The sequence below is a fragment of the Rhodoferax sp. SPJ21 genome (assembly GCF_058216335.1).
The window spans coordinates 1,377,904-1,401,040 of sequence record NZ_JBYZMO010000002.1 but is presented as its reverse complement, the minus strand read 5'-3'; the positions used below and the strand labels follow the sequence as shown (position 1 = coordinate 1,401,040).

At 60.6% G+C, this 23,137-nt stretch carries 22 protein-coding genes; 1 reads left to right on the top strand and 21 read right to left on the bottom strand.

Translation table 11 applies throughout. The annotated features are described in order from the left end of the window. Positions 1–5: 5 nt before the first annotated feature. Entirely contained in the window at positions 6–1,928 is a 1,923-nt protein-coding gene (gene ftsH, locus AC4BBN_RS14455; RefSeq protein WP_490592662.1) for an ATP-dependent zinc metalloprotease FtsH, read from the bottom strand. Between the two features lie 157 nt (positions 1,929–2,085). Then, on the bottom strand, positions 2,086–2,775 hold the full coding sequence (locus AC4BBN_RS14450; RefSeq protein WP_490592881.1) for an RlmE family RNA methyltransferase: 690 nt from the start codon (positions 2,773–2,775) through the stop codon (positions 2,086–2,088). A 21-nt stretch (positions 2,776–2,796) separates the two neighbouring features. Between AC4BBN_RS14450 and AC4BBN_RS14445 the strand changes: the two genes are divergently transcribed. Continuing rightward, positions 2,797–3,279, top strand: a complete 483-nt coding sequence (locus tag AC4BBN_RS14445; protein ID WP_490592661.1) for a YhbY family RNA-binding protein — start codon at positions 2,797–2,799, stop codon at positions 3,277–3,279. Position 3,280: 1 nt separating this feature from the next. Here AC4BBN_RS14445 and AC4BBN_RS14440 read toward each other — a convergent pair whose 3' ends face one another. The 19 genes from AC4BBN_RS14440 to tsf all read right to left on the bottom strand — a co-directional run bounded on the left by AC4BBN_RS14440 (position 3,281) and on the right by tsf (position 23,057). Further along, positions 3,281–3,694, bottom strand: coding sequence for a DUF4149 domain-containing protein (locus AC4BBN_RS14440; protein ID WP_490592660.1), 414 nt, complete (start codon positions 3,692–3,694; stop codon positions 3,281–3,283). An 8-nt stretch (positions 3,695–3,702) separates the two neighbouring features. Further along, a complete protein-coding gene (gene greA / locus AC4BBN_RS14435) occupies positions 3,703–4,179 on the bottom strand; it encodes a transcription elongation factor GreA (RefSeq protein WP_490592659.1) in 477 nt (158 codons plus the stop codon). A 20-nt stretch (positions 4,180–4,199) separates the two neighbouring features. Further along, complete coding sequence (carB, locus tag AC4BBN_RS14430) at positions 4,200–7,430, bottom strand: carbamoyl-phosphate synthase large subunit (RefSeq protein ID WP_490592658.1); 3,231 nt, start codon at positions 7,428–7,430, stop codon at positions 4,200–4,202. Further along, the gene (gene carA, locus AC4BBN_RS14425; protein WP_490592657.1) at positions 7,423–8,595 is read right to left on the bottom strand and encodes a glutamine-hydrolyzing carbamoyl-phosphate synthase small subunit; all 1,173 of its coding nucleotides are present in this window, start codon (positions 8,593–8,595) and stop codon (positions 7,423–7,425) included. The genes carB and carA overlap by 8 nt, the downstream gene beginning before the upstream one ends. Before the next feature lie 242 nt (positions 8,596–8,837). Then, positions 8,838–9,611, bottom strand: coding sequence for a TrmH family RNA methyltransferase (locus AC4BBN_RS14420; protein WP_490592656.1), 774 nt, complete (start codon positions 9,609–9,611; stop codon positions 8,838–8,840). Between the two features lie 31 nt (positions 9,612–9,642). Next, positions 9,643–10,281 (bottom strand): ribonuclease HII, encoded by a 639-nt coding sequence (gene rnhB, locus AC4BBN_RS14415; RefSeq protein WP_490592655.1) that lies wholly within the window; start codon positions 10,279–10,281, stop codon positions 9,643–9,645. Beyond that, positions 10,253–11,380 (bottom strand): lipid-A-disaccharide synthase, encoded by a 1,128-nt coding sequence (lpxB, locus tag AC4BBN_RS14410; RefSeq protein ID WP_490592880.1) that lies wholly within the window; start codon positions 11,378–11,380, stop codon positions 10,253–10,255. The genes rnhB and lpxB overlap by 29 nt, the downstream gene beginning before the upstream one ends. 20 nt (positions 11,381–11,400) lie before the next feature. Further along, positions 11,401–12,189: an acyl-ACP--UDP-N-acetylglucosamine O-acyltransferase gene (gene lpxA, locus AC4BBN_RS14405; protein ID WP_490592654.1), complete on the bottom strand. Its 789-nt coding sequence runs from the start codon at positions 12,187–12,189 to the stop codon at positions 11,401–11,403. Positions 12,190–12,198: 9 nt separating this feature from the next. Then, complete coding sequence (gene fabZ / locus AC4BBN_RS14400) at positions 12,199–12,639, bottom strand: 3-hydroxyacyl-ACP dehydratase FabZ (RefSeq protein WP_490592653.1); 441 nt, start codon at positions 12,637–12,639, stop codon at positions 12,199–12,201. Further along, positions 12,636–13,652: a UDP-3-O-(3-hydroxymyristoyl)glucosamine N-acyltransferase gene (lpxD, locus tag AC4BBN_RS14395; protein ID WP_490592652.1), complete on the bottom strand. Its 1,017-nt coding sequence runs from the start codon at positions 13,650–13,652 to the stop codon at positions 12,636–12,638. Before lpxD ends, fabZ begins: the two co-directional genes overlap by 4 nt. Before the next feature lie 8 nt (positions 13,653–13,660). After that, complete coding sequence (locus AC4BBN_RS14390) at positions 13,661–14,182, bottom strand: OmpH/Skp family outer membrane protein (protein WP_490592651.1); 522 nt, start codon at positions 14,180–14,182, stop codon at positions 13,661–13,663. Continuing rightward, positions 14,182–16,479 (bottom strand): outer membrane protein assembly factor BamA, encoded by a 2,298-nt coding sequence (gene bamA / locus AC4BBN_RS14385; protein WP_490592650.1) that lies wholly within the window; start codon positions 16,477–16,479, stop codon positions 14,182–14,184. Before bamA ends, AC4BBN_RS14390 begins: the two co-directional genes overlap by 1 nt. 46 nt (positions 16,480–16,525) lie before the next feature. Continuing rightward, positions 16,526–17,887: an RIP metalloprotease RseP gene (gene rseP / locus AC4BBN_RS14380; protein ID WP_490592649.1), complete on the bottom strand. Its 1,362-nt coding sequence runs from the start codon at positions 17,885–17,887 to the stop codon at positions 16,526–16,528. Between the two features lie 20 nt (positions 17,888–17,907). Next, complete coding sequence (gene ispC / locus AC4BBN_RS14375) at positions 17,908–19,086, bottom strand: 1-deoxy-D-xylulose-5-phosphate reductoisomerase (protein WP_490592648.1); 1,179 nt, start codon at positions 19,084–19,086, stop codon at positions 17,908–17,910. Between the two features lie 19 nt (positions 19,087–19,105). Further along, the gene (locus AC4BBN_RS14370; RefSeq protein WP_490592647.1) at positions 19,106–19,957 is read right to left on the bottom strand and encodes a phosphatidate cytidylyltransferase; all 852 of its coding nucleotides are present in this window, start codon (positions 19,955–19,957) and stop codon (positions 19,106–19,108) included. 9 nt (positions 19,958–19,966) lie between these two features. Beyond that, on the bottom strand, positions 19,967–20,683 hold the full coding sequence (gene uppS, locus AC4BBN_RS14365) for a polyprenyl diphosphate synthase (protein WP_490592646.1): 717 nt from the start codon (positions 20,681–20,683) through the stop codon (positions 19,967–19,969). A gap of 68 nt (positions 20,684–20,751) precedes the next feature. Continuing rightward, positions 20,752–21,312, bottom strand: a complete 561-nt coding sequence (gene frr, locus AC4BBN_RS14360) for a ribosome recycling factor (RefSeq protein ID WP_490592645.1) — start codon at positions 21,310–21,312, stop codon at positions 20,752–20,754. A gap of 30 nt (positions 21,313–21,342) precedes the next feature. Then, complete coding sequence (gene pyrH, locus AC4BBN_RS14355; RefSeq protein ID WP_490592644.1) at positions 21,343–22,065, bottom strand: UMP kinase; 723 nt, start codon at positions 22,063–22,065, stop codon at positions 21,343–21,345. 71 nt (positions 22,066–22,136) lie between these two features. Continuing rightward, on the bottom strand, positions 22,137–23,057 hold the full coding sequence (gene tsf / locus AC4BBN_RS14350) for a translation elongation factor Ts (protein ID WP_490592643.1): 921 nt from the start codon (positions 23,055–23,057) through the stop codon (positions 22,137–22,139). Between the last annotated feature and the right edge of the window lie 80 nt (positions 23,058–23,137).

Here is a 23,137-nt window from a genome sequence, read left to right as displayed (position 1 = left end):
AGCGCTCAGGCTGCGGTAGGTGCTGGGTCGGTAGAAACGGCAGGTGCTCCGCCGCTGCCACCATTGCTGCCGCCACCGGTTGGTGTGCGCGGCGTCCAGTCTTTGGGGGGGCGTGGCTCACGACCGGCCATGATGTCATCGATCTGGTCGATGTCGATGGTTTCCCATTCCAGTAAGGCCTTGGCCATGGCGTGCATTTTGTCGCTGTTCTCTTCGATCAGCTTGCGCGCCAAGGAGTACTGCTGGTCGATGATGCGGCGAACTTCACTGTCCACCTTCTGCATCGTCTGTTCGCTCATATTGGTGGTCTTGGTCACCGAGCGGCCCAGGAACACTTCGCCTTCGTTTTCGGCATACACCATCGGGCCCAGTGCATCAGTCATGCCGTAGCGGGTCACCATATCGCGGGCAATGGAGGTAGCACGCTCGAAATCGTTGCTGGCGCCGGTGGTCATCTGGTTCATGAACACTTCTTCGGCGATACGGCCACCAAACAGCATGCTGATTTGGCTCAGCATATATTCACTGTCGTAGCTGTAGCGGTCTTGGGCTGGCAGACTCATGGTCACGCCCAGGGCGCGGCCACGGGGGATGACAGTAACCTTGTGCACCGGGTCGCACTTGGGCAAGAGCTTGCCGATCAGCGCGTGGCCAGACTCGTGGTAGGCCGTGTTGCGGCGCTCTTCCTCGGGCATGACCATGCTCTTGCGTTCCGGGCCCATCAGGATCTTGTCCTTGGCCTTCTCGAAGTCCTGCATTTCCACCACGCGAGCATTTCTACGGGCCGCCATCAGCGCAGCTTCATTACACAGGTTTGCCAAATCGGCTCCCGACATTCCGGGCGTACCGCGAGCAATGATGCTGGCATTCACGTCCTGGCTGACCGGGACTTTGCGCATGTGCACATGCAGGATCTGCTCGCGGCCACGGATGTCCGGCAAAGTCACATAGACCTGGCGGTCGAAACGGCCTGGACGCAGCAAAGCGGCATCCAGAATGTCAGGGCGGTTGGTGGCAGCCACCACAATCACGCCGAGATTGGTTTCGAAACCGTCCATCTCGACCAGCATCTGGTTCAGGGTTTGTTCGCGCTCGTCGTTACCACCACCCAAGCCGGCACCACGTTGGCGGCCAACGGCATCGATTTCATCGATAAAGATAATGCAAGGTGCGTTCTTTTTGGCGTTTTCGAACATGTCGCGAACACGGGCCGCGCCCACGCCGACGAACATTTCAACGAAATCAGAGCCAGAAATCGAGAAGAAAGGCACTTTGGCTTCGCCTGCGATGCCCTTGGCCAGCAGCGTCTTGCCGGTACCGGGAGGGCCGACCAAAAGCAGGCCACGGGGAATGCGGCCGCCCAGCTTCTGGAATTTGGCCGGGTCTTTCAAGAAGTCCACGACTTCCTTGACTTCTTCCTTGGCCTCGTCGCAACCCGCCACGTCGGCAAAGGTGACGACGTTGTTGTTCTCGTCCAGCATGCGGGCCTTGCTCTTGCCGAAGCTAAATGCTCCACCCTTGCCACCGCCTTGCATCTGGCGCATGAAGTACACCCAGACGCCGATCAACAGCAGCATGGGGCCCCAGCTGACCAGTAGCGTGGTGAGCAAGGAGCCTTCTTCACGCGGCTTGACGTCGAATTTGACGTTGTTGGCGATCAGGTCGCCAACCAGGCCACGGTCCAGATAGGTGGCATTGGTGCGGATACGGCGGTCATCATTGGTGATGGCCACGATCTCGGTACCGCCCTGGCCTTCCTGGATGGTTGCTGTCTTGATGTGCTTGTTACGCACTTCATCCAGAAACTCGGAATAGCCAAGATAGCCAGACCCCACGCTGGCGCGGGTGTCGAACTGTTTGAAAACCGTGAATAGCACCATCGCAATGACGAGCCAGACGGCAATTTTGGAAAACCACGGATTTTTCAAGCAAGGCTCCGGTAGAAAGACTTCAACGTAAGTGCGTACTATTTTAGGCGTTTCAAGGCCACGCACCGTATATCTTGACTATGGCAGCCATAGGCGTAACAAGGGTTTAACGGCATAACCAGGCAATTCACCGAGCTGTTACGGAACTGTTACGAAACTACTGCTGGGTTTTGGCCACTGATTTCAAGCCCAGACCTACCAGGAACGTCTCCGTAGACTTGTCCCGCGAAGCCTTGGGCTTCATGGGTTTCACCGTATGGAACGACTGCTTGAACAGCTTCACCAGCGGATCGTAGGCACCACCATGGAACAACTTCACCACCAAAGCACCCTGGGGTTTCAAATGGCTTTGGCAAAAATCCACGGCTAACTCCACCAAACCCTCGACTCGGGCCGCATCCGCCGAATGGATACCCGACAGATTGGGCGCCATATCAGAAACGACGACATCCGCCAGACGTCCGCCCAACTCCGTGGCCAGCTTGTCCAGCATGCCCTGCTCGCAAAAATCGCCCTGGAAAAACACCACGCCTTCGATAGGCTCCATGGGCAACAGGTCGATGGCAATGATGCTGCCATTGAGCTCACCCACCGCAGCACCACCACCCACCGCCGTCTTGGGCGACAGCTTGCGCCGCACGTACTGGCTCCAGGCACCAGGACTGGAACCCAGATCGACCACTACATGTCCGGGCTTGATCAACTGAAAGGCCTCGTCAATTTCCTTCAATTTATAAGCCGCGCGGGCACGGTATCCCTCTCTTTTGGCCAAAATTACATAGGGGTCGTTGACGTGATCGTTCAACCAAGCCTTGTTGACTTTTTTACTTTGTGTTTTAACTTTCATCTTGGCCTTGATAATACGCACATGTCTCAAATACAACTTACCCCTGCCCAGCGCAAGGTTCATCGCGCTGAAGCCCACCATTTAAACCCGGTGGTGATGGTTGGCAGCGACGGCTTGACCCCCGCTGTCATCAAAGAAGTCAACCTAGCGCTGAACGCACACGGCCTGATCAAGGTACGTATTTTCTCGGACGACCGCGTCGCCCGCGAAACCATGTACCAAACTCTGGCGGACGAACTCGGCGCTGCCCCCATCCAGCACATCGGCAAGCTGCTGATACTCTGGCGCCCGCAGCCGGAAATCACCAAAGAACGCAAAATCGACGAAGACCGCATGCCCGGTCCGCGCGATTTCAAGGTGCTGAAACATAGCACGCGTGGTGGTCAGCGTCCTGAAGTAAAAACTTTGCGGGTTCTGGGCAACCAGCGCCTGACGGCTGGTGGCACCGTGAAGCGCGCCAAGCCAAAGCCCAAAACCAGCCTCAAAAAGCGCAGCCAGACCTGATCTAGGTCTGCGGGGCCGACACCTTCCAGAGTGTCGCGCCCGCTGCCAGCCACTGCAGCAAATACAAGCCTGTACCCAGGCTATGCCACAGCTTCAAGCTCTCCCGCGCCACGATGTGCGGGGACACGGCAAACTCCACCAGCACTGCAGCAAGCAAACCAAATGCTATCAAAATAGTAGCTACAGGCGCATACTTTGCCTGCGCAAGAGCCTCATTTGACCTGGAAATCAACAGCAGCAACAAGGTGCATGCCATAGATAGCCAGGTTTGCGCCGTAAACAGCTTGGCGGCCGCACTCCCCGCAATCGCAGGGCTCGGCAGCACCATGAACAACAACGGCACGACCATAAAGCCAAGCGTGGTCAGGCTGCCCCACCAAAGGGCGGCCAAACCAATAGGCAAACGCTGGCGCATGGCTTAGCTTAGATGTAGCTGACCGCCATCACCTCGTAACGCTTCAGGCCACCCGGCGCGTTTACCTCGGCGGTATCACCGACTTCCTTGCCGATCAGGGCGCGGGCAATCGGGCTGGACACGTTAATGCGGCCCAGCTTCAGATCGGCCTCGTCTTCGCCAACGATCTGGTATTGCACTGCCTGGCCAGAATCTTCGTCTTCCAGATCAACAGTTGCACCGAACACCACACGACCACCAGCATCCAGTGCCGCAGGATCAATGATCTGCGCGGCGGAGAGCTTGCCCTCCACCTCCTGGATCCGGCCTTCGATGAAGCCCTGGCGGTCTTTCGCGGCTTCATATTCGGCGTTTTCGCTCAAGTCACCTTGGGCGCGTGCTTCTGAAATGGCGTTGATCACCCACGGACGGTCAACCGTCTTGAGCTTGTGCAACTCGGCCTTGAGTGTCTCAGCGCCGCGCTTTGTAATAGGGAGAGTGGACATAGTGAACCTGTATCTTTACTTTAGGCGCCTAGCTGAGCGTGCATTTCCTGCACCGAGATCACATCCAGGTCGTCCAGGTACTGCATGCCTTCCACCGCCGCTTCAGCACCAAAAATGGTGGTGAAGGTGGTGACGCGGGCCAGCAAGGCGGAGGTACGGATGTGGCGCGAATCGGCTATCGCGTTGCGGCGCTCTTCCACGGTGTTGATGACCAAGGCAATCTCGTTGTTCTTGATCATGTCCACGATGTTCGGGCGGCCTTCGGTGACCTTGTTGACCGTGGTGCAAGCAATACCCGCAGCCTGGAAAGCCGCCGACGTGCCCTTGGTTGCGATCAAATCAAAGCCCAAGGCCGCCAATCCACGCGCCACTTCCACGGCACGCGCCTTATCGTTGTTTTTAACCGACACAAACGCCTTACCGGAACGCGGCAGCTTGGTGCCCGCGCCGATTTGCGACTTCACAAAAGCTTCGCCGAAGGTCTTGCCCACGCCCATCACCTCGCCGGTGGACTTCATCTCGGGGCCGAGAATCGTGTCCACACCGGGGAACTTGACGAAGGGGAACACGGCTTCCTTGACGCTGAAATACGGCGGGGTAACTTCCTTGAAGATGCCCTGCGCGTCCAGCGACTGGCCGACCATGCAGCGCGCGGCCACCTTGGCCAGCTGGATGCCGGTGGCCTTGCTGACGAAGGGCACGGTGCGCGAGGCACGCGGGTTCACTTCCAACACGTAGATCACGTCCTTGCCGTCCACGTTCTGGATGGCGAACTGCACGTTCATCAGGCCGACCACCTTCAGCGCATGCGCCATGGCGGTGGTCTGGCGTTTGATTTCGGTCACGGTCTCGGCCGACAGGTAGTACGGAGGCAGGGAGCAGGCCGAGTCGCCGCTGTGCACGCCGGCTTGCTCGATATGCTCCATCACGCCGCCGATGAACACGCGCTGGCCATCGCAGATCGCGTCCACATCGCATTCAATCGCGTCGTTCAGGAAGCGGTCCAGCAGCACCGGAGAGTCATGGCTGACCTTGACGGCTTCGCGCATGTAGCGCTCCAGATCGCGCTGCTCGTGGACAATTTCCATGGCGCGGCCGCCCAGCACGTAGCTGGGGCGCACTACCAGGGGGTAGCCTAGGGCAGCAGCCTTTTCCAGCGCTTCGGGCTCGGTACGGGCCGTAGCGTTCGGTGGCTGGCGCAGGTCCAGAGCGTGCAGCAGCTTCTGGAAGCGCTCGCGGTCTTCGGCCGCATCGATCATGTCGGGGCTGGTGCCGATGATGGGCACGCCATTGGCTTCCAGGTCGAGTGCCAGCTTCAACGGGGTCTGGCCGCCATACTGCACGATCACGCCAAAAGGCTTTTCCTTGTCGACGATTTCCAGCACGTCTTCCAGGGTCAGTGGCTCGAAGTACAGGCGGTCGCTGGTGTCGTAGTCGGTGGACACGGTTTCGGGGTTGCAGTTGACCATGATGGTCTCGTACCCGTCTTCACGCATGGCCAGCGCTGCGTGCACGCAGCAGTAATCGAACTCGATGCCCTGGCCGATGCGGTTCGGTCCGCCGCCCAGCACCATGATCTTCTTCTTGTCCGTTGGCGCGGCTTCGCACTCGCCACCTTCCGCCTCGTAGGTCGAATACAGGTAGGCGGTATCGGTAGCAAACTCGGCCGCGCAGGTGTCCACGCGCTTGTAGACCGGGCGCACGCCCAGCGCACGGCGGGCGTTGCGCACCGCGGTGTCGGTGGTCTTCAGCTGCTTGGCCAAGCGGCGGTCCGAGAAACCTTTTTGCTTCAGGGCGCGCAGGGTAGCGGCATCGATGTCCGCCAGGCTCTTGGTTTCGAGCTCCAGCTCGACCTTCACGATCTGCTCGATCTGCACCAGGAACCACGGATCGATCTTGGTCAGCGCAAAAACTTCATCCACGCTCATGCCCTGGGCAAACGCGTCGCCTACGTACCAGATGCGCTCAGGGCCGGGCTCGCCCAGCTCCTTTTCCAGCACTTCGCGGTCCTGGGTTTTCTCGTTCATGCCGTCCACGCCGACTTCCAGGCCGCGCAGGGCTTTCTGAAAGGACTCCTGGAAGGTCCGGCCCATCGCCATGACTTCACCGACCGACTTCATCTGCGTGGTCAGGCGCGCATCGGCGGTGGGGAATTTTTCGAACGCGAAACGCGGAATCTTGGTGACCACGTAGTCGATGCTGGGCTCGAAACTAGCGGGTGTAGCACCACCCGTGATGTCGTTACGCAACTCGTCCAGCGTATAGCCCACAGCCAACTTGGCCGCGACCTTGGCGATGGGGAAACCCGTTGCTTTGGAAGCCAATGCCGAGGAACGCGAGACGCGGGGATTCATCTCGATCACCACCATGCGCCCATCTTTGGGGTTGATGGAGAACTGCACGTTGGAGCCGCCGGTGTCCACGCCGATTTCGCGCAGCACAGCCAGGCTGGCGTTGCGCAGCAACTGGTATTCCTTGTCGGTCAGGGTCTGGGCGGGTGCCACGGTGATGGAGTCGCCGGTATGCACGCCCATCGGGTCCAGGTTTTCGATCGAGCAGACGATGATGCAGTTGTCGGCGGTGTCGCGCACCACTTCCATCTCGTACTCTTTCCAGCCCAGCAGCGATTCCTCAATCAGCAGCTCGTTGGTGGGCGAGGCTTCCAGACCGCGCTTGCAGATGGTTTCAAACTCTTCCGAGTTGTAGGCAATGCCGCCGCCGGTGCCGCCCAAGGTGAAGCTAGGGCGGATAACCGTGGGGAAGCCCAGGGTCTTCTGCACGTCCCAGGCTTCAAGCATGCTGTGCGCAATGCCGGAGCGGGCCGAACCCAGGCCGATCTTGGTCATCGCGTCCTTGAACTTCAGGCGGTCTTCGGCTTTGTCGATGGCTTCGGGCTTGGCGCCGATCAGCTCGACCTTGTACTTTTCCAGCACGCCGTTGTGCCACAGGTCGAGCGCGCAGTTCAGCGCGGTCTGGCCGCCCATGGTCGGCAGGATTGCGTCAGGGCGCTCCTTGGCGATGATCTTCTCAACCGTTTGCCAGGTGATGGGCTCGATATAGGTGACGTCGGCCGTGGCCGGGTCGGTCATGATCGTGGCAGGGTTGCTGTTGATCAGAATGACTTTGTAGCCTTCTTCGCGCAGCGCCTTGCAGGCTTGCACGCCCGAGTAGTCAAACTCGCAGGCCTGGCCGATGATGATCGGGCCAGCGCCGATGATGAGGATGGATTTAAGGTCGGTCCGCTTAGGCATTTTTTGTTTTCTCCATCAGTGCGGTAAAGCGGTCAAACAGGTACGAGATATCGTGCGGGCCGGGCGAGGCTTCAGGGTGGCCCTGGAAGCAGAACGCCGGCTTGTCGGTACGGGCCAGGCCTTGCAGCGTGCCGTCGAACAGGGATACATGGGTGGCGCGCAGGTTGGCCGGCAGGCTGGCCTGGTCCACGGCAAAACCGTGGTTCTGGCTGGTGATACTGACGCGGCCGTCGTCCAGGTCTTTCACCGGATGGTTCGCGCCATGGTGGCCAAACTTCATCTTAAAAGTCTTAGCGCCGCTGGCCAGGGCCATGATCTGGTGGCCCAGGCAGATGCCGAAGGTGGGAATGCCGGACTCAATCAGTTCACGAGCCGCAGCAATCGCGTAATCGCAGGGCTCCGGGTCGCCAGGGCCGTTGGACAGGAACACGCCATCGGGTTGCAGCGCCAGAACCTCTTTGGCGCTGGTCTGGCCCGGCACCACGGTGATGCGGCAGCCGCGGCTGGCCAGCATGCGCAGAATGTTGAATTTGACGCCAAAGTCATACGCCACCACATGGAAGCGCGGCGCGGCTTGCTCGCCATAACCTTGGTGCAGTTGCCATTCGGTCTGGGTCCAGGCGTAGGACTCCTGGACCGACACCACCTTGGCCAGGTCCAAGCCGGCCATGCTGGGTGCGGCCTTGGCGGCAGCCACTGCTTGGGCTGTGACTTCGGGCGTGACAGCGTGGCCTGCGGGCAGGGCCAGGATGCAACCGTTTTGCGCGCCGTGGGTACGCAGGTGACGGGTCAGTTTGCGGGTGTCGAGATTGGCGATGGCCACCGTCTTTTGCTGGACCAGATAGTCCGACAAGTTCATGTGACTGCGGAAGTTGGAGGCGATCAGCGGCAGGTCTTTGATGACCAGGCCGGCGGCATGCACGCGGGCGGCTTCAACGTCTTCCACATTGACACCATAGTTGCCGATGTGGGGGTACGTCAGGGTGACGATCTGCTGGCAGTAGCTGGGGTCGGTGAGGATTTCCTGGTAGCCGGTCATGGCGGTGTTGAACACCACCTCGCCCACGGTGGAGCCTGGGGCTCCAATGGAATTGCCAACAAAGACCGTGCCGTCTGCGAGCGCCAGGATGGCGGATGGGAAGGTTCCCTGAAGAGACAAAAGCACTGGGTTCTCCGAAATAGTTACGGGTACGCCCAAGCGGTCCAAGAGAAAACTCTTGCAAATGCTCTGGAAGGGGGTTCGGTGAGACCGGCGCTAGGCGTACGTGGATGCGGGAAAGCCAATGATTATAGCTCAGCCCCAGGCCGCACACACTGCGTGTGGCTACGCTACCCCCCTTGCCGGGGGCGGTACCAGCGGCCCGGCGGAGCCGGTTTGCGGCACCCTGGAAAGGGGGCGAACCGCCGTCAGCGGCCTGTGGACGAAGCGTGCAGGCAAATTGCTGCCGCCGCCGCCACGTTCAACGACTCCTCGCCGCCAGGCTGGCCAATGCGCACCGCAATCTGGGCGCGCGCCTGCAAGGCCGGGCCCACGCCCTGCCCTTCGTGGCCCATGGCCCAGGCGCAGGGAAAGGGCAGCTTCTGGTCTTGCAGCAGCGCGCCCTGGTGCGAGCTGGTGACAACCAGGGGCACGGCCAGCGCCTCCAGCGCTTCGGGCTCCAGGCCCTCGATCAGCCGCAGGCCGAAATGCGCGCCCATGCCGGCGCGCAGCACCTTGGGGCTCCACAGCGCCGCCGTGCCCTTGAGGGCGATGATCTGCTTGAAGCCAAAGGCGCCGGCGCTGCGCAGGATGGAGCCGACGTTACCAGCGTCCTGCACCCGGTCCAGGATGACGCTTGCTGCCGCCGGGTCCAGCGCGGTGGCGCTGGGCAGATCAACGACAAAACCCATGGGCGCGGGCGATTCCAGACTGCTCAGGTCGGCCAGCAACTTATCCGCTACCACTATGGTTTTAATAGCTGCTTGCGAATATTCCGCCTGCGCCTGAGGCCAAAAAGACTCCGCAAAAACCGCCAGCGCAGGTTTCCAGCCACGGGCCAGAGCGGCGCGGCACAGATGGTCGCCTTCGAGCCAGACGCGGCCCTGCTTACGGTAGGCCGTGCTGTCCTGCGACAAGCGGCGCAGCTCTTTCAGCAGCGGGTTGTCGCGCGACTGTATGTGGGTGATGGGGTCAGAACTCATCGCAGTACCTGGGTTGAACCTAGAGTGCCTTTCATGCCTCGGGACGGCTCTGCCGCCCAAGCATGGAAGTCACGGGGGCAAATGTTTTTCGGTGTAACGGACAGGCGCCATGGGCCTGCAGCGCTGCCAGATGGGCGGCCGTGCCGTAACCCTTGTGGCCGGCAAAACCGTACTCCGGATAGGCGAGGTCCACCTGCGCGCACCAGCGGTCTCGCGTCACCTTGGCCAGAATGGAGGCCGCCGAGATCGCAGGCACCAGGGAATCGCCTTTGACGATAGCCTCGCTGGTCATGCGCAGCGTGGGCAGGCGGTTGCCGTCCACCAGCACATGGCCGGGCTTGAGGCGCAGGCCTTCGACCGCGCGCTGCATGGCCAGCATGGTGGCTTGCAAGATGTTGAGGCGCTCAATCTCTTCGACGCTGGCTTCGGCGATCGAGCAGCACAGGGCCTTGGCCAGTATCTCGCTATACAGCTGTTCCCGGCGCTTGGCGGTCAGCTTCTTGGAGTCAGCCAGGCCACGGATGGGGTGCAAATCGTCCAGGATCACGGCTGCAGCCACTACCGGGCCGGCCAGCGGCCCGCGCCCGGCTTCGTCCACGCCGGCGACCAGGCCACGCGGGCTCCAGGCCAGCGGAACCTGCTCAGGCGCTGATAATTTTTTCGATGGCATGGGTGGCAAGCTGGGCGGTATCGCGCTGCAACGTGTGGTGCAGCGCAGTGAATTTTTCTTCAAGGGCAGCGATTTTCGCAGAGCCCTTGGCGTCCAGCCATTGCAACGCGGCATCGGCCAGGGCCTGGGGCGTAGCCGCGCCCTGTAGCAGCTCGGGCACCACAAAGTCAGCGCACAGGATGTTGGGCAGGCCGACCCAGGGCTGCAGCTGCTTACGCTGCATCAGCTTCCAGGACAGCCAGTGCATGTTGTAGGCGATGACCATGGGCCGCTTGAACAGTGCGGCCTCCAGCGTGGCCGTGCCGCTGGCGATCAAGGTCACGTCGCAGGCGGCCAGCACGGTGTGCGACTGGCCGGCAACGATCTGCACGCGCCCGGCCAGGCCGGCCTGAGCGGCGATGGCTTCGATCCGCTCTTTCAGCGAAGGGATCGCCGGCACTACAAATTTAATAGCCGGTCGCGCAAGCAGCATCTGCGCTGCAGCCTGAAAGAACCGCAAAGCCAGGTATTTGATTTCAGACTGGCGGCTGCCGGGCAGGATGGCGACCACATCGTCCGCACCACCCAAGCCCAGCTTCTGCCGCGCGGCGGCGCGGTCGGGATTGAGCGGGATGACGCTGGCCAGTGGGTGGCCGACGTAGGTGGCGGCAATGCCGTGCTCGGCCAGCAAGGCCGGCTCGAACGGGAAGATGCACAGCACGTGGTCGGCCGCGCGGCGGATCTTCTCCACCCGCTCAGGGCGCCATGCCCAGATCGACGGGCAGACGAAATGCACGGTGGGCACGCCCTGGGCCTTCAGCGCGGCTTCCAGGCCCAGGTTGAAGTCGGGCGCATCCACGCCGATGAACACCGCCGGGCGGTCTTGCAGCAGGCGTTGGCGCAGCTGCTTGCGGATGTTGATGAGCTCGTACAGACGCAAAAACACGTCCATGTTGTAGCCGTGCACGGCCAATTTTTCACTGGGCCAGGCCGCCTGGAAACCACGCTTGGCCATCTGCGGACCGCCAATCCCGGTGGATTGCAGATCGGGCCAATGCACGCGCAAGCCGTCAAGCACCAGACCCGCCAGCAAGTCGCCAGAGGCCTCGCCGGCCACCATGGCGATACAGGGAGCGGACATCAGCGGGCGATGCCGCTGACGGAAGAACCGAGGAAGTCGTCCACCAAGGAGATGTCGGCGGCGGCTTCAGGCACTTCCGCAGCCAAGATCTGGATAGCAGCACGGGCTTCGTCTAGCGTCTTTCCCTGGCGGTAGATCAGCTTGTGCATCTCGCGAATGGCCTTCAAGCGCGCATCCGAAAAATCACGGCGCTTCAGGCCCACCAGATTGACTGCCCGCACCTCCAGCGGATGGCCATCGACCACCATGAAGGGTGGGACATCCTTGTTCACATGGCTGGCAAAACCGACCATGGTGTGTGCTCCAATGCGCATGCGCTGCAGCACACCGGTCAGGCCACCAATCGTGGCCCAATCGCCTATCTGCACATGGCCGGCCAAGGTGGTGTTGTTGGCCATGGTGATCTGGTTGCCCAGCTGGCAGTCGTGCGCGATGTGCACGTAGGCCATGATCCAGTTGTCATCGCCGATGCGCGTGGCGCCCGCATCCTGCACCGTACCAAGGTTGAAGGTGCAGAACTCGCGGATGATGTTGCGGTCGCCAATCACCAGCTCGGTGGGTTCGCCGGCGTATTTCTTGTCCTGCGGCACCGCGCCCAAGGAGTTGAACTGGAAGATGCGGTTGTCACGGCCTATGGTGGTGTGGCCCTCGATCACGCAGTGCGGACCTATCGTGGTGCCAGCACCGACTTTGACGTGCGGGCCGATCACCGTGTAGGGGCCGACGCTGACCGTAGGGTCCAGCTGGGCCTGTGGATCGACGACAGCAGTGGCGTGGATAAGGGTCACGCGCTGTCCTTAGGCGATGGTACGCATGGCGCAGGTGAGCTCGGCTTCAACTGCCAGCTCGTCACCCACAGTGCCCTTGCCCTTGAATTTGAAGATGCCAGACTTCATACGCACCAGCTCCACGTCCAACATCAGCTGGTCGCCAGGTTCGACAGGGCGCTTGAAACGCGCGTTGTCGATGGCCGCAAAGTAGTACACGGTGTCGTCCTCGGGCGATTTGCCGAGAGCATCAAAAGCCAGCAGGGCCGCAGCCTGGGCCAGTGCTTCGAGCATCAGCACGCCAGGCATGACAGGGCGGCGCGGGAAATGGCCCTGGAAAAACGGCTCGTTAATGGTGACGTTCTTGAACGCGCGGATGGACTTGGATTTATCGATGCTCACCACCCGGTCCACCATCAGGAAGGGGTAACGGTGGGGCAGCTGCTTAAGGATTTGGTGGATGTCCATCATGGTGTTTCTAGGCTCTTCAAATGTTGTTCTAGTGATTTCTCGACCGCTTTCAAGCGGTCACGCAAACTGTGCAGCTGTTTCAGGGAAGCAGCGTTCTTTTCCCACTTGCTGTTTTCATCGATCGGAAACATGCCGGTGTAGTGGCCGGGCTGCGAGATTGAGCGGGTCACCACGGTGGCGGCAGAGATATTGACACGGTCGGCCAGCGTCAGATGGCCCAGCACGATGGCCCCGCCACCGACGGTGCAATGCGCGCCGATGTGGGCGCTGCCGGCCACGCCGACGCAGCCGGCCATGGCGGTGTGATCGCCGATCTGCACGTTGTGGCCGATCTGGATCAGATTGTCGAGCTTGACGCCATTGCCAATCACAGTGTCGTCCAGCGCACCACGGTCTATACAGGTGTTGGCGCCGATTTCCACGTCATCGCCTATGCGCACCGCGCCCAGCTGTTCAATCTTTTCCCAGGCGCCGGCATTGGGTGCAAAACCAAAGCCATCGGCACCGATCACCACGCCCGCATGCAACAAGCAACGTGCGCCCACGCTGCAATACTCGCCCACGGTTACGCGGGACTTGAGCACTGAGCCGGCGCCAATGCGCGCACCACGCTCCACCACGCACAACGGGCCGATGGTGGCCGTTGGGTCAATATCAGCACTCGGGTCCACCACCGCGCTGGGGTGTATGCCCGGCGCCTGTCCAGCCACTCGCTGGCGCTTCCACAGCTGGGTAAGTTTGGCGAAATACAGATATGGCGCATCGGCCACGATGCAGGCGCCACGCGCCAGCGCCATATCACGCTGGGCAGGCCCAACGATCACGCATCCAGCTTGGGCATGCGTCAGCTGCTGCTGGTATTTGGGATTACTGAGAAAAGCGATCTCGCTGGCAATCGCCGACTCCAGGGGCGCAATGCCAGTGATGGCCAGATCGGCATCACCATGCAGCTCGCCCCCCAGGGCCTCCACGATCGCGCCAAGGCGCAACACCACGCTGGAAGCCCCCATCATCACTTCAATTATTTAGCGCCCGTCGTCGCATTCAAGGCCTTGATGACCTTGTCAGTAATGTCGTACTTGGGGTTGATGTAGACGGCCTCTTGCAGCACAGCATCGTACTTTTCAGTCTCTGCCACCTGCTTGATCACCTTGTTGGCCTTTTCAAGCACCTGCTGCAGCTCTTCGTTCTTACGGGAATTCAGATCTTCCTGGAATTCGCGGCGCTTGCGCTGGAATTCGCGGTCTTGGTCTACCAGCTGCTTCTGGCGTGACGTGCGCTGGCTTTCGGCCAGAGTCGTAGCTTCACGCTCGAACTTGTCTGAGGCGGCCTTGAGCACCGAACCCGCATCGGTCAGCTCTTTTTCGCGCTTGGAGAACTCTTGCTCCAATTTGGACTGGGCTGATTTGGCGGCAGCAGACTCGCGGAAGATCCGGTCCGTGTTGACAAATCCAACGCGGAACTCGTCTGCCTGCGCGTGTGCCGACAGAAGCATGGCTCCCAGAACAATGCCGGAGCCCCAGTTGCGTAGAAATTTCTTCATTAGAAAGACGTGCCTATTTGGAATTGCAAGGACTGGATTCTATCGCCAGCAAATTTACGTATCGGTTTGGCATAAGCCAGACGCAGCGGACCAACCGGAGAAATCCAGCTCAGGCCCAAACCGGTGGATGCCCGCATGTCGCTGAAACTCATTTTCTGGTCTTCACCGTAGACATTACCCAGGTCTGCAAATGCGAACAAACGCAGGGTACGGTCGTTACCGGCACCAGGGAAAGGCGACTGGATTTCGGTGTTTAGCGTGAACTTCTTCGGGCCACCAATGACCGAGCCGGTCACGTCACGAGGCCCCAGCGTGCCCTGCTCGAACCCGCGCACCGAACCCAGGCCACCGCCATAGAAGTTCTTGAACACCGGGAATGGCTCGCCACCCATGCCCTTGCCGTAACCCAGCTCGCCGTTGAAGGCAAAGGTGAACTGCTTGGTCAAAGGGACGTACTGCTGGTACTGGTAATTGCTGCGCAGGTAGCGGGCATCGCCAAACAAGCCAGCTTCAGTGTTGAAACGCTGGTAAATACCGGAGCTGGGCGCCAAGGTGCTGTCGCGGTTGTCACGCGACCAACCCACAGTCAAGGGAATAGCCGAACTGGTGTAGCCAAATTTCTCGGCATAGGCCAAATAGGCCGCCGGAATATTGGTACCCGGCTTGATGGTGGTGCGTTCCAGGCTGGCGCCGAAATAGACCGTGTCCAGTTCGCTGAACGGCACGCCGAAACGCAAGCCCGCACCCTGGGTTACCAGTTGGTAATTACCACCCTGGTCGTTATAGGGCTTGGTAGCACGGTGGAACACATCGATGGAGCGCGAAATGCCGCTGTTGGTGAAATACGGATCCACCGTGCTGACCACCACGACCTGGTTGTATTTGCTGGTGTTGACTTCCAGGCCCAGGTAGTTGCCCGAGCCAAAGGCGTTTTCCTGCTTGATGCTGAACGACAGCGCCAGCTTTTCAGCGCTGGAGAAGCCGGCTCCCAACTGGATGCTGCCCGAGGATTTTTCTTCCACATTGATCTGCAGGTCCACCTGGTCGGGCGAGCCGGCCACGTCCTGCGTTTCTACGCCGACTTCCTTGAAATAACCCAGGCGGTCCACGCGGTCGCGCGACAGCTTGATCTTGTCGCCGTCATACCAGGAGGATTCGAACTGGCGAAACTCACGGCGTATGACTTCGTCACGCGTACGGCTGTTGCCAGCCACGTTCACCTTGCGCACGTAGGCGCGGCGCGAAGGCTCGGCCTGCAGCACCAGCACCACGCGGTTGGTGGCGCGGTCGATTTCGGGGCGGGCCTCAACCTGGGCAAAGGCAAAGCCGAAACTGCCGAAGTTGTCCTTGAAAGCCTTGGTGGTCTTGGCGACCAGATCGGCGTTGTAGGCTTCACCGGGCTTGATGCTTACCAGGGACTTGAATTCGTCTTCCTTGCCCAGGTAGTTGCCTTCAAGGCGCACGGCCGACACCACAAAACGTTCACCCTCTGTCACGTTGATGGTGATGGACATATTCTGTTTGTCGGGCGAAATCGCCACCTGGGTCGAGTCCACCTTGAACTCCAGGAAGCCGCGCGACAAATAGTAGGAACGCAGGGTTTCAATGTCGGCGTTGAGCTTGGCGCGGGTGTAACGGTCCGACTTGGTATACCAGCTAAGCCAGCCGCCCGTGTCCAGCTCGAACAAGCCACGCAAAGTGGACTCCTCGATGGCTTTGGCACCGACGATGTGGATGTCCTTGATCTTGGCGGGCTCGCCTTCGGTGATGGTGAAGGTCAGGTTGACGCGGTTGCGCTCCACTGGTGTGACGGTGGTCACCACGGTGGCCGCATACAGGCTCTTGTTGATGTACTGGCGCTTGAGCTCTTGCTCGGCGCGGTCGGCCAGAGCCTTGTCGAAGGGGCGGCCATCGGTCAAACCTACGTCGCGCATGGACTTCTTCAGCGCGTCCTTGTCAAACTCTTTGGAGCCAACAAACTCCACTTCGGCGATCGTCGGACGCTCTTCCACCACCACCACCAGCACGTCGCCATTCACTTCCAGGCGCACGTCCTTGAACAGCCCCAATGCAAACAAGGTACGGATAGCCGCCGAGCCCTGTTCGTCGTTGTAGGTATCGCCCACACGGAAAGGTAAAGATGCGAAAACGGTGCCGGGCTCTACACGCTGCAGGCCTTCGATGCGGATGTCGCGCACGGCAAAAGGCGTTACTGCCCAGGCCGTATTGGCGACAAAAATCAAAGCCGCAGCAGCCGACAAAGTCCGCAGGCGAAAGCTATTAAAGTGGTTTTTCATGGATAAGGGTCTTGCCAAACCTGCAGAGCAGCTCAGCGATTGAATGTTAGCCAAAGAGGCGGTTGACATCGTTAAACAGCGCAATGGACATCATGAGCAAAAGCACCGCACCACCTCCGCGTTGCAAGCGCTCCATCCAGGCGTCGGATACGGATTTGCCTGTCACGGCCTCCCAAAGATAATACAACAGGTGCCCGCCATCGAGGATGGGCACGGGCAGCAGGTTCAGCACGCCCAGGCTCACACTGATCAAGGCCAGGAACACCAGATACTGTGTAAAGCCCAAGCTGGCGGACTTGCCCGCGTACTCCGCGACCGACAGGGGGCCACTCAGATTCTTGATGGAGGCGTCGCCCACCAGCATGCGCCCCATCATGCGCAAGGTCAGACCGGACACCTCCCAGGTGCGCTCCATACCGCGCCACAGACCATCGACCAGGCCGTAACGCTTGGTCACCATTTCAGGGGCAGCGCCCACATAGGCACCGATGCGACCGACCGACTGCAGACCCTCAGGCTTGATGTCCGGCGTGACGGACACATCCAGCCTCTGGCCCGCACGCTCTACGCGCCAGGTCTGTGCCAGCGGCTGGCCGTCTACCAAGGAGGCACGGATAACCGCGCGCAGCTGCTGGCCATCCACGATCGGCGTGGCGCCGACCTGCACAACCAGGTCACCGCGTTGCAAACCGGAGCGGGCACCGGCGCCATCGGCAGCCACATCTCCCAGCAACGGACGCGTCCAGGGGCCCACCACGCCTATGGTGCGGAACAGCTGGGCATCCGCATCCTGGGCATGCAGGCTGGCTAGGCCCATGACGATTTCACGGCGGGCGCCATGCTCGTTCGAGGCCAACTCCAGGCGCACATCGCGGCCATCCAGCGCGCCGCGCGTCAGCAGCCAGCGCAGGTCATCAAAAGACTGGACCTCGTCGAGCTCTTCGCCGTCCCAGCCAGCACGGGTCACCACTTCGCCGCCCTGCACGCCCGCCTTTTCCGCCACCGAGCCTATGCCCGGGCTGGCCAGCACCGCGCGTGCTTCGTCCACACCACTCCAATTGACGATGCCGTACAGCAGTACCGCCAACAGCAAATTGGCCAAGGGCCCGGCTGCTACGATGGCAGCCCGTTTGGCCAAGGTCTGGGTATTGAAAGCCAGATGGCGCTCTGCCGGCGCCACAGGCGCTTCGCGCTCGTCCAGCATCTTCACGTAGCCGCCCAGGGGAAATGCCCCGAGTACGAATTCGGTCGGCGAACCCTTGGGCTGCCAGCGCAATAAGGGCTGGCCAAAACCTACGGAAAAACGCAGTACCTTGACGCCGCAAGCCACAGCCACGCGGTAGTGGCCGTACTCGTGCACGGCGATCAACAAGCCCAGCGCCACGATGAAAGCCACTATGGTCAGCATGGCAGTCCTTTCCTAGATTTCTAGATCTGCAGACGTGACACGGTCTGCTGTGCGTCGGCGCGCGATTGCGCGTCCAACGCCAGCAAATCTTCCAGCGTCTGCGGCTTGGAGGGGCTGACCGCCTCCAAAGTTGCAAGATTGATGGAATGGATCTGGTCGAAACGGATACGCCGGTCTAGAAACGCCGCCACAGCCACCTCGTTTGCCGCATTCAGCACCGCGCAGGTACCGGAAGGCGCACGCAAACTCTCCCAGGCAAGCTGCAGGCAGGGGAAGCGCTGAAAATCTGGCACCTCAAAGGTCATAGCCGCCATCTTGGCAAAGTCCAAACGCGCCGTGCCGCTCTCAATCCGCTCCGGCCAGGACAAGCCGTAGGCAATCGGCACACGCATATCCGGCGTGCCCAGCTGCGCCATCACCGATGCATCGTGGAACTGCACCATGGAGTGGATGATTTGCTGCGGATGGATGACCACCTCGATCTGCTCAGGCGTTACGCCGAAGAGGTACTTGGCTTCGATCACCTCCAGCGCCTTGTTCATCATCGTGGCGGAATCCACCGAGATCTTGCGACCCATGGCGAAGTTGGGATGGGCACAGGCCTGCTCGGGCGTGACATCGCGCAGCGTGGCCGGGTCGCGGGTGCGGAAAGGTCCGCCCGACGATGTCAGCATGATCTTCTCGATGCGCCGTGGCCAAACCGCCGGGTCTTCAGGTAACGACTGGAACACCGCTGAATGCTCGCTGTCGATCGGCAGCAGCAAGGCGCCGCCTTCTTTTACCGCCGCCAAGAACACTTCGCCGCCAACCACCAGCGCCTCTTTGTTCGCCAGCAGCAAACGCTTGCCGGCGCGGGCCGCAGCCAGGCAGGGGGCCAGGCCGGCAGCCCCGACGATGGCCGCCATCACCGCGTCCACATCTTCATGCGACGCTACCATTTCAATAGCTGCCGACGCAGATAATACCTGCGTGGGAAGGCTTATTTCTTTAAATTTCTGAGCCAGCAACTCGGCATGCGGCACGCTGGCCATCACGGCAAAACGGGGCTTGAATTGCACGCATTGCTGCAACATCAGGTCCACCTGTGTGGCTGCCGTCAGGGCAAAAATCTCGAAGCGTTCGGGATGGCGGGCCACCACATCCAGCGTGCTGGTACCCACCGAGCCGGTGGAACCCAAAATAGTCAAAACCTGTTTCATACCCTGCTTCATGGGTTCATTAAGCTACGGCGGAGGCCAGCATCATCGCCAACGGCAGGGTCGGCAGCAAAGCATCCACCCGGTCCAACACACCGCCGTGGCCGGGCAGCAAACCGCTGCTGTCTTTCACGCCTGCGCTACGTTTGACCAGCGACTCAATCAAATCACCCGCCACACTCATGGCGGCCAGGAACAAGGCCGCCAAAAGCAGCAGCACGTTGCTGCGTTCCGCCAGGCGGGTGTACAGGCTGGCCACCGTGGCGTGGTTCGCGCTATCGACGGCCACCCAGGCAAAAGCCAACACCACAACCCCCAGCATGCCGCCACACACGCCTTCCCAGCTCTTGCCGGGGCTAATGGCGGGCGCCAGCTTGTTCCTGAAAAATTTAGTGCCGAAGGCACGCCCGGCAAAGTAGGCAAAGATGTCGGCCACCCAGACCAGCACCAGGGCCGACAGCAAAAAGTTGGTACCCATCACGCGGGCCTGGCAGATCGCCAACCAAGCGGCCCACAGGGCGGCAAACCCCACCGTGCCGCGCACGGCGCCAGGGATGCGTCCCCACCCATCCACGCCACCGCGCAGCAACCAGGCCCCCACCAGCACCCAGGCTGAACCGACAACCGTCCACAGCATCGGGGTATGCGCGGTCAACAGGCCCATCAGCCAGGACACAGCGCAAGCCAGCACCATCAACAGACCCAAGCCTAGGGATTTGGCCTGGTTCAAGCCATTCATGCGGCCCCACTCCCAGGCGGCTGCAGCTATCGCCAATACGGCCAGCAAGCACAAGGGCTCTGGAGCAGGATAGAACAGCGCAGGCAGAAGAATCGCCAACAGAACGATGGCCGTGATGACACGTTGCAGCAGCATGGAAGGTGATCAGGTGGGCGTAGCCACCTGCTCCGAGGTTTTGCCAAAGCGGCGTTCACGGCGGCTGTAAACAGCAATCGCCTCGTCCAGCGCGGCTTCGTCGAACTCAGGCCACAGCTTGTCACTGAAGACCAGCTCGGAATACGCTGCTTGCCAGATCAGGAAGTTGCTGATGCGGAACTCGCCTCCGGTGCGTATCAGCAGGTCCGGGTCGGGCGAATGCGCCAGGGCCATGGCGCGGTCCAGGCTTTTTTCGGTGATGGCCTCACCCGCAGCAGCGAGCTTGCGTGCGGCCTGGGCAATGTCCCAGCGGCCACCGTAGTTGAAGCAGATATTAAGCACCAGCCGGGTGTTGTCGGCCGTGGCTTTCTCGGCTTCCAGCAGGCCGTTGCGGACCTTTTCCGACAAGGCGCCCAGGTCGCCCACGAAGTGCAGCTGCACGCCATTGGCCTTGAGCTTGACGACTTCCTTGGCCAGCACGCCGACCATCAATGACATCAGCCCCGAAACCTCTTCTGCCGGGCGGTCCCAGTTCTCGGAAGAAAACGCAAACACAGTCAAAACGCCGACGCCACGGTCCAGGCAAGCCTGCACGCAGCGGCGCAGCGAATCCACGCCCTGATGATGGCCGGCGATGCGCGGCATGAAGCGCCGCGTGGCCCAGCGGCCATTGCCATCCATGACGATGGCGATGTGGCCGGGAACCGAAGATAAAGAAGTAGCCATGTTAAAAATCAACCCCTGTCAAAAACACCGTGGAACCGACTGCATAGAGACCGGGGATGGTCCACATGCTAGACGGCCATGATGTCCTGCTCTTTGGCAACCACCAGTTGGTCGATCTCGGCGATGTGGCGGTCGGTGACCTTTTGCACATCGGCTTCGGCGCGTTTCTGGTCGTCTTCTGAGGCCAGCTTGTCCTTGACCAGCTTCTTCACGGCTTCGTTGGCATCGCGGCGCACATTGCGCACCACGATCTTGGCGCTTTCGCCTTCGGTGCGCGCCAGCTTGGTGAGCTCCTTGCGGCGCTCTTCGCTCATGGCGGGCATGGGTACGCGGATCAGATCACCCAGCGAAGCCGGGTTCAAACCCAGATGGCTGTCACGGATGGCCTTTTCGACCTTGGACGCCATATTCTTTTCCCAGGGCTGAACGCCGATGGTGCGCGAGTCGATAAGCGACACATTGGCCACCTGGCTGATAGGCACCATGGAGCCGTAGTACTCCACTTGCACGGTATCGAGCAAAGCGGGATTGGCGCGACCCGTACGGATCTTGGCCAGGTTGTTCTTGAAGGCAACGATGGACTGGTCCATCTTGGCTTGCAGATTGGTTTTAACGTCGGCGATAGTCATGCTTTTCTCCTCAGGGGCCTGCACACAGGGTCAGGCATGGACCAGGGTGCCCTCATCTTCACCCATCACCACGCGTTTGAGTGCGCCGTGCTTGAATATGGAAAACACCTTGATCGGCAACTTCTGGTCACGGCACAGGGCAAAGGCCGTTGCGTCCATGATGCCCAGGTTTTGCGACATGGCTTCATCGAAGGACAGGCTGGCGTAACGGGTTGCCGAAGGGTCTTTCTTGGGGTCGGCGGTGTACACGCCGTCTACCTTGGTGGCCTTGAGCACCACCTGCGCACCGATCTCCGCACCGCGCAAAGCTGCAGCCGTATCGGTGGTGAAAAATGGGTTGCCAGTACCCGCAGCGAACACCACGACCTTGCCCTCTTCGAGGTACTGCAAAGCCTTGGGACGCACGTAGGGCTCGACCACCTGGTCGATGGCGATGGCAGACATCACACGCGCTGTCAGGCCGGCCTTGTTCATCGCATCGGCCAATGCCAATGCGTTCATCACCGTGGCCAGCATGCCCATGTAATCGGCGGTGGCGCGGTCCATACCGACCGAGCCGCCCGCCACACCACGGAAAATATTGCCGCCACCAATCACCACAGCAACCTCCACACCCAGACGGGTGACTTCGGCGACCTCTTCCACCATGCGCACGATGGTGTCACGGTTGATGCCGAATTGATCGTCTCCCATGAGAGCCTCCCCCGACAGCTTGAGCAAGATACGCTTGTAGGCTGGTTGGGCTTGGGTCATGGAAACTCCTTGGATGGTTGGATGAAAAATGGTAAGGGCAAAGTGTTTCGCGTAGATGTCTGGAACAGGACTTAGGCCGTAGCCTTGGCCGCAGCCACTTGTGCCGCCACTTCAGCAGCAAAGTCGTCCACCTTCTTCTCAATGCCTTCACCCACCACGTACAGGGTGAACGATTTGACATTGGTCGAGGTTGCCTTGAGCATTTGCTCCACGGTTTGCTTGTCGTTCTTGACGAAGGTCTGGTTGAACAACGAGACTTCCTTCAGGTACTTCTGCACGCCGCCTTCGATGCGCTTGGCAACGATTTCGTCGGACTGCACAGGCTTGCCGGCAGCCACTGCCACAGCAGCGTCTTCAGCGGCCTTGGCTGCTGCCACGGAGCGCTCTTTGGCGATCAGGTCAGCAGGCACGTCAGCACTGGTCAGGGCCACGGGCTTCATGGCGGCGATGTGCATTGCAACATCCTTGGCAGCTATTTCGTCGCCTTCAAACTCCACCACCACGCCGATACGCGTGCCGTGCAGGTAACCCGCCAGCTTGGAGCCGGAGAATTGCTTGAAACGGCGGAAGGTCATGTTTTCGCCGATCTTGCCGATCAGACCCTTGCGCACATCTTCCAGCGTGGGGCCGAAACCGTCTTGCTCATAAGCCAGGGCGCTCAGGGCAGCCACATCGGCAGGGTTGTGCTTGGCGATCAATTGCACTGCACCTTGGGCCAGGGCCAGGAAGCTGTCGTTCTTGGTCACGAAGTCGGTTTCGCAGTTCACTTCCAGCAAGGCACCGGTCGTGCCTTCGAAGTAGCTGGTCACAACGCCTTCAGCGGTCACGCGCGAAGCGGCCTTGCCAGCCTTGCTGCCGAGCTTGACGCGCAGCAGCTCTTCGGCCTTGCCCATATCGCCTTCGGCTTCGGTCAGGGCCTTCTTGCATTCCATCATGGGAGCATCGGTCTTGCCACGCAGTTCAGCGACCATGCTTGCGGTAATTGCAGCCATATTTTTCTCCGTCTTCAAATCAAAAAAATTAGTAAAAAAAAGGGGGCTTGCGCCCCTCTTTCATGGCGGCGAACCGCGCA

Bases quoted from the DNA above. Each gene is read 5' to 3' on its own strand.
- AC4BBN_RS14450 (WP_490592881.1), bottom strand. From the start codon at position 2,775: ATGAAAGTTAAAACACAAAGTAAAAAAGTCAACAAGGCTTGGTTGAAC.
- AC4BBN_RS14445 (WP_490592661.1), top strand. From the start codon at position 2,797: ATGTCTCAAATACAACTTACCCCTGCCCAGCGCAAGGTTCATCGCGCT.
- AC4BBN_RS14440 (WP_490592660.1), bottom strand. From the start codon at position 3,694: ATGCGCCAGCGTTTGCCTATTGGTTTGGCCGCCCTTTGGTGGGGCAGC.
- greA (WP_490592659.1), bottom strand. From the start codon at position 4,179: ATGTCCACTCTCCCTATTACAAAGCGCGGCGCTGAGACACTCAAGGCC.
- carB (WP_490592658.1), bottom strand. From the start codon at position 7,430: ATGCCTAAGCGGACCGACCTTAAATCCATCCTCATCATCGGCGCTGGC.
- AC4BBN_RS14420 (WP_490592656.1), bottom strand. From the start codon at position 9,611: ATGAGTTCTGACCCCATCACCCACATACAGTCGCGCGACAACCCGCTG.
- rnhB (WP_490592655.1), bottom strand. From the start codon at position 10,281: ATGCCATCGAAAAAATTATCAGCGCCTGAGCAGGTTCCGCTGGCCTGG.
- lpxB (WP_490592880.1), bottom strand. From the start codon at position 11,380: ATGGTGGCCGGCGAGGCCTCTGGCGACTTGCTGGCGGGTCTGGTGCTT.
- fabZ (WP_490592653.1), bottom strand. From the start codon at position 12,639: ATGATGGACATCCACCAAATCCTTAAGCAGCTGCCCCACCGTTACCCC.
- lpxD (WP_490592652.1), bottom strand. From the start codon at position 13,652: ATGATGGGGGCTTCCAGCGTGGTGTTGCGCCTTGGCGCGATCGTGGAG.
- AC4BBN_RS14390 (WP_490592651.1), bottom strand. From the start codon at position 14,182: ATGAAGAAATTTCTACGCAACTGGGGCTCCGGCATTGTTCTGGGAGCC.
- bamA (WP_490592650.1), bottom strand. From the start codon at position 16,479: ATGAAAAACCACTTTAATAGCTTTCGCCTGCGGACTTTGTCGGCTGCT.
- rseP (WP_490592649.1), bottom strand. From the start codon at position 17,887: ATGCTGACCATAGTGGCTTTCATCGTGGCGCTGGGCTTGTTGATCGCC.
- ispC (WP_490592648.1), bottom strand. From the start codon at position 19,086: ATGAAACAGGTTTTGACTATTTTGGGTTCCACCGGCTCGGTGGGTACC.
- AC4BBN_RS14370 (WP_490592647.1), bottom strand. From the start codon at position 19,957: ATGCTGCTGCAACGTGTCATCACGGCCATCGTTCTGTTGGCGATTCTT.
- uppS (WP_490592646.1), bottom strand. From the start codon at position 20,683: ATGGCTACTTCTTTATCTTCGGTTCCCGGCCACATCGCCATCGTCATG.
- frr (WP_490592645.1), bottom strand. From the start codon at position 21,312: ATGACTATCGCCGACGTTAAAACCAATCTGCAAGCCAAGATGGACCAG.
- pyrH (WP_490592644.1), bottom strand. From the start codon at position 22,065: ATGACCCAAGCCCAACCAGCCTACAAGCGTATCTTGCTCAAGCTGTCG.
- tsf (WP_490592643.1), bottom strand. From the start codon at position 23,057: ATGGCTGCAATTACCGCAAGCATGGTCGCTGAACTGCGTGGCAAGACC.